This window comes from Ferranicluibacter rubi (assembly GCF_011603255.1).
Classification (GTDB): Bacteria; Pseudomonadota; Alphaproteobacteria; order Rhizobiales; family Rhizobiaceae; genus Ferranicluibacter; species Ferranicluibacter rubi.
In genome coordinates, this window is record NZ_JAANCM010000035.1 from 1 (window position 1) to 455 (window position 455).

Sequence of the window (455 nt, forward strand, 5' to 3'; positions counted from 1 at the left end):
GCGTGTAGTTGTTCGGCCAGGGCATAACCGACGTTGCCAAGGCCCTGCACCGCCACGCGCAGGCCCTCGAGGTTGTCGCTGCCCAGGCGCGCCATGGCGGTGGTGCGGATACCGGCGAACACCCCCATGGCGGCATGGGGCGCAGGGTCGCCGGCGGCGGTGGTGCTGGTGACAAAGCGGGTGTTCTGGGCGATGCAGTCCATGTCGGCGACGGAGGTACCGCGGTCGATCGAGGTGATGAAGCGGCCGTCGAGTTTTTCCACACAACGGCCAAACGCCTCGAACAGCGCCGCACGGCTTTCCACGTGCACGGGGCGGATGATCACCGCCGTGCCGCCGCCCACCGACAGCCCGGCCAGCGCGGCTTTGTAGCTCATGCCTTGCGCCAGGCGCGCGGCATCGGCCACGGCGGTTTCGTCGTTAGGGTAAGCCAGGTAACGACAGCCACCCAACGC

General features: G+C 68.4%; 1 protein-coding gene. It reads right to left on the reverse strand.

All coding sequences use genetic code 11. The annotated features are described in order from the left end of the window. A partial coding sequence (locus tag G8E10_RS25750) for a Glu/Leu/Phe/Val dehydrogenase dimerization domain-containing protein (RefSeq protein WP_343289895.1) occupies positions 1–407 on the reverse strand: 407 nt, incomplete at its 3' end. Positions 408–455: the final 48 nt, after the last annotated feature.